Here is a 3,761-nt window from a genome sequence, read left to right as displayed (position 1 = left end):
AAACCCATGTATATGTGGTGGACTTGTTGAGAAGATTGAAATCCATCCTTGGTGAGTATCGCCAAGCAAGTTCTAAACCGAAGCCAAGCGGAATGAACAGAAAGGAGGATACCACATGATAGGAAAGCTAAAGAAAGGCGCATCATTTGGTGGTTGCATCCGCTACGTGATAGGCAAGGACGAGGCGAAAATCCTTGCTTCCGATGGTGTTCTGCTCGGCACGAATGCCGAGATAACGCAAAGTTTTGAGCTGCAAAAACAGCTAAATCCAAGGATAAAGAAGCCTGTGGGCCACATTGCTTTGAGCTTCAAACCAGAGGACAAGCCACGTTTGACGGATGAGTTCATGGCTAAGATAGCCCTTGAATACATGCAGATGATAGGCATCACCGATACCCAATTCATCATCGTAAGGCATCACAATACGGACAATCCACATTGTCATATTGTGTACAACCGCATCAATAACGAGGGCAAACTCATATCAGACAGGAATGATTATAGGCGTAATGAGCAAGTGACCAAGGCTCTAAAATCAAAGTATGGGCTGACTTACGGAACGGACAAGAGCAATACTAATACTCGCAAGTTACACAATGCTGAGCGTGCCAAATACGAGATTCACAATGCAGTCAAAGATGCCTTAAAAGTTGCAGATAGCTGGCAGAAGTTCAGGAGTGGGCTTGAAAAACGAGGTGTTCGCTTGGAGCTTGTCTATAAGGACAAGGAGAGAACCAAGGTACAAGGCATCCGATTCAGTAAGGACGGATATAGCTTCAAGGGTACGCAGATTAGCCGAGGCTATAGCTTTGGCAAACTGAATGCAAGGTTTGAGGGAATGGAGAACCATGTATCACCAAAATCCAACTCTACTCTGCAATACGAGCAAGGCTATCACAAGAGCAACCATGAACCATCCATGTCGGATAGCAGCCAGGACCCTTGGGACGGTATTTCTTCCATCGGCTTGTTCGCTCCGTCTAATGCCCAAACTTATGAGTCATTCCCAGAGGATGAATCCGCCAAGAAGAAAAAGAGGAAACGCAGAAAGGGCTTCAGCCTTTGATGCAAGTCATAAACTTAAAATTAGAATCGAACATGAAAGAAGAAATGTTAGAAGCCATCTACGGCACAGTTGAGAGATTGGAGCAAAAAGTCAATGAACTTTCTGCCTCACTAAAGAATACAGAGGCGGAAAGCACTCCGGTCTCTGTAAGTGTTGATACAAGCAAACTTGAAAAAGCTATTCTTGCTATGGCTGTAAAAGAAGGGGAAGCTATTGACAAATTGGTAAGATTAAGAGAGGCTATCTGTATTTTTACCGACCTTACCAAGAAAGAAGCAAGCAAAGATGAACAGCGAAGCAAACTCTTGTTTGATACCATTAATCAGGTGAAACAAGAGCTGAATGCCACATCAAAAAATGTGCAGGACAAACTTCACGCAATGGATAACACACCTCTGAAGAAAGTAGTGACTCATCGCTTCGAGCCAACTTCAAAGTATGTTCTTCTTTTAATTGGAGGCTTGGCTCTATCTCTTGTCATCTCCATTTGGGGTAATCTCACCCAATGGCAAGAGCATCAAGCTTTGGAGATTGCAGACTTGAAATATCGGGCATTGAAGATGGTTCTTCCATCTGATGATCGAAATGTCCGATACATCGAAAAGAACTTCTCCGTATGCCCAAATAAAGAAGTTATTGAGAATGTGAGAAATCGTGTTACTGCTTATGAGGATTCTGTTCGCCACCATTATGAAATGATAGAAATAGCAGCAATTAAAGATAGCATTGCTAATAGCCTATTTAACGAGGCGAATGAAATTAAAAAGAAAATTAATCAGAAATAATAGACAACGACCATCTTGGTACAAGCGCATCCTTCGTTTCGACAAGATTAAGACCAACGGCATTCGCATTGTCTACGACAGCGCAAGAGCTTGTCCGTGCATCAATAATGTTTCAGCATACTAACTTTCATTAAACTCTCAACTATTCATCCGTGTCCGTGATGCTACACGTTTGACATTGCGGACACATTTTTACGGCTATGAAATAGAAAAGGTAATTATAGCAGTATTGGTTATTGCATTTGTTACGTCTTATAAATATGCGGCACAGGACAAAATGATGCAGGTATTGATTCTATCAAGATTGAAGAATATACGGCAGTTTTAGAAAACAAAGTCAGCTTGGATTCCATTGCTGGAACATATTGCAGTGTATTACCGCCTAATGTTGAAACAACGCTCACGTTAAATGCTGATGGTACCTACTTGTTGATACGGACATTCAAAGAGAAACAAATTGAGCAAAAGATAAGAGGTATTTCCCAAGTGCTTGACGGCAACATATTGATACTTGTACATCCTTCGAGTAATGACAATATATTATATAAGGTGAGAGGGGATAAAAGCGTTTTTTTACAGGATTCGTTTGGCAACGAACCTAAAAAATAGGATAGTAAGAGCTATACTCTGAAGAAGAAAGGATAAAATGCAAATATGCGAGAGTGTAAAATAAACTGCGTCAGGTTATAATTATTATAGCCTGACACAGTTTATTTATATACTCACTGCCCGTTCAGGAGGACACCCGACACGATTATCCTCTCGCTCTGTTGTATAGAGCGGTTTGAAAATGTCTTCGTCAACCTTGGAGGTTACTTCCTTGTAGAACTTGTTATGCCAAGCTGACTCATCGTCGTACATACGACTCTCTCGCTTGCACATCAGCCCTGAAGGAGAACTGAACAAGTTGAATTGCTTTGTCTTTGGACTCTTTTGGAAATTTCAGTGATACCTAAAAATTTCTTTGCGGTTTTTCGTGCCCTAATCAATATCTCCTAAAAAGACTGGTTATTTCATATTCATAATGTTATGATTTTTTAATTAATTTGCGTAATATTTTTTCCCATTTTTTTTCAGTTACAAATGAGTCTGGAAGATTTGGCAAAAAAAACAAAAAAATATTTAAATAATCGATAAACTCATAAATGACGAAGCAAAAAAAACAAATTATACTTGATAATATTTTTATTATTTTGTTCATAACAATATTGTTAAATTTTAGTAAAGGTATGTAAGCATGATAACTTACATGCCTACACACCTTTTGTCTATTACTATTCCGTATCGTTATTTTTACTTTTTTTGGATACAGTATTTGCTGTAGAAACAGGTATTTGAGGATTGTTAAGATATTCAATTCCTTTATTATACCAACGATTCAAAAAACCTCTTACTTTTGGAGAGAAGCCAGCAAAACTCTTATTGAAACTTGAGCTAAACTGTGCTGCATTTAGTTTATTAAAACTACTCATCACATTCTTAGCTACTTTTCCCATATTTTTTTCTGCAATATCACCTAAGCCTCCTACGCCTTTTGTAGCTAATGTTGGTACTATAGCATCCGCAGGTTTATAATTTGGACTTCCATCAATATTATAAAATTGAACTTCAGCACCTGTAAGAGGATTGGTTGCTCCAGAACCAGCCCAATTACCAAAGTCGAAAATTTGCGCTGTAACAAAGATATCATTGGCCATTCCATATAAAAGTTTGCCTATACAATTGTCTGTTTGAGCCCATTTTTCCCTAAAGTTCAGTTCATCACAGTTAAAATATGCATTATTGTTGACAATGGTACTTCCAGCCGGTGTACTAATTTGTCCTGCAATATATTCACCAGTATAGGTATCTTTTACATGACCTCCAACGTCCAAATCATAAGAATATGCTCCACTCTTTGCAAATAGAGT

The 3,761-nt window shown here is 38.9% G+C and carries 5 protein-coding genes; 3 read left to right on the top strand and 2 right to left on the bottom strand.

The window, feature by feature from the left end; genetic code table 11:
- The first annotated feature begins 115 nt into the window (after nt 1–115).
- The 3 genes from DW917_RS16500 (at nt 116) to DW917_RS17920 (ending at nt 2,460) form a co-directional block, all read left to right on the top strand.
- Nucleotides 116–1,066: a relaxase/mobilization nuclease domain-containing protein gene (locus DW917_RS16500; RefSeq protein WP_118120471.1), complete on the top strand. Its 951-nt coding sequence runs from the start codon at nt 116–118 to the stop codon at nt 1,064–1,066.
- A 32-nt stretch (nt 1,067–1,098) separates the two neighbouring features.
- The gene (locus tag DW917_RS16495) at nt 1,099–1,851 is read left to right on the top strand and encodes a hypothetical protein (RefSeq protein WP_199545589.1); all 753 of its coding nucleotides are present in this window, start codon (nt 1,099–1,101) and stop codon (nt 1,849–1,851) included.
- A 342-nt stretch (nt 1,852–2,193) separates the two neighbouring features.
- Entirely contained in the window at nt 2,194–2,460 is a 267-nt protein-coding gene (locus DW917_RS17920) for a copper resistance protein NlpE N-terminal domain-containing protein (RefSeq protein ID WP_367379867.1), read from the top strand.
- A 105-nt stretch (nt 2,461–2,565) separates the two neighbouring features.
- On the opposite strand, the gene DW917_RS17420 is transcribed toward DW917_RS17920, so the two are convergent.
- The gene (locus tag DW917_RS17420; protein WP_158570244.1) at nt 2,566–2,712 is read right to left on the bottom strand and encodes a hypothetical protein; all 147 of its coding nucleotides are present in this window, start codon (nt 2,710–2,712) and stop codon (nt 2,566–2,568) included.
- 413 nt (nt 2,713–3,125) lie between these two features.
- Nucleotides 3,126–3,761, bottom strand: a 636-nt coding sequence (locus tag DW917_RS17415; protein WP_158570242.1) for a hypothetical protein, incomplete at its 5' end; no start/stop codon positions are given.

The organism is Prevotella sp. AM42-24, from assembly GCF_003461825.1.
Classification (GTDB): Bacteria; Bacteroidota; Bacteroidia; order Bacteroidales; family Bacteroidaceae; genus Prevotella; species Prevotella hominis.
Note: the sequence above shows the minus strand (reverse complement) of the source record. Positions and strands in the feature narration are given on the sequence as shown.

What these genes read in the sequence shown, in the direction of transcription:
- DW917_RS17420 (WP_158570244.1), bottom strand. Translation starts at nt 2,712, where the DNA reads ATGTACGACGATGAGTCAGCTTGGCATAACAAGTTCTACAAGGAAGTA.
- DW917_RS16495 (WP_199545589.1), top strand. Translation starts at nt 1,099, where the DNA reads ATGAAAGAAGAAATGTTAGAAGCCATCTACGGCACAGTTGAGAGATTG.
- DW917_RS16500 (WP_118120471.1), top strand. Translation starts at nt 116, where the DNA reads ATGATAGGAAAGCTAAAGAAAGGCGCATCATTTGGTGGTTGCATCCGC.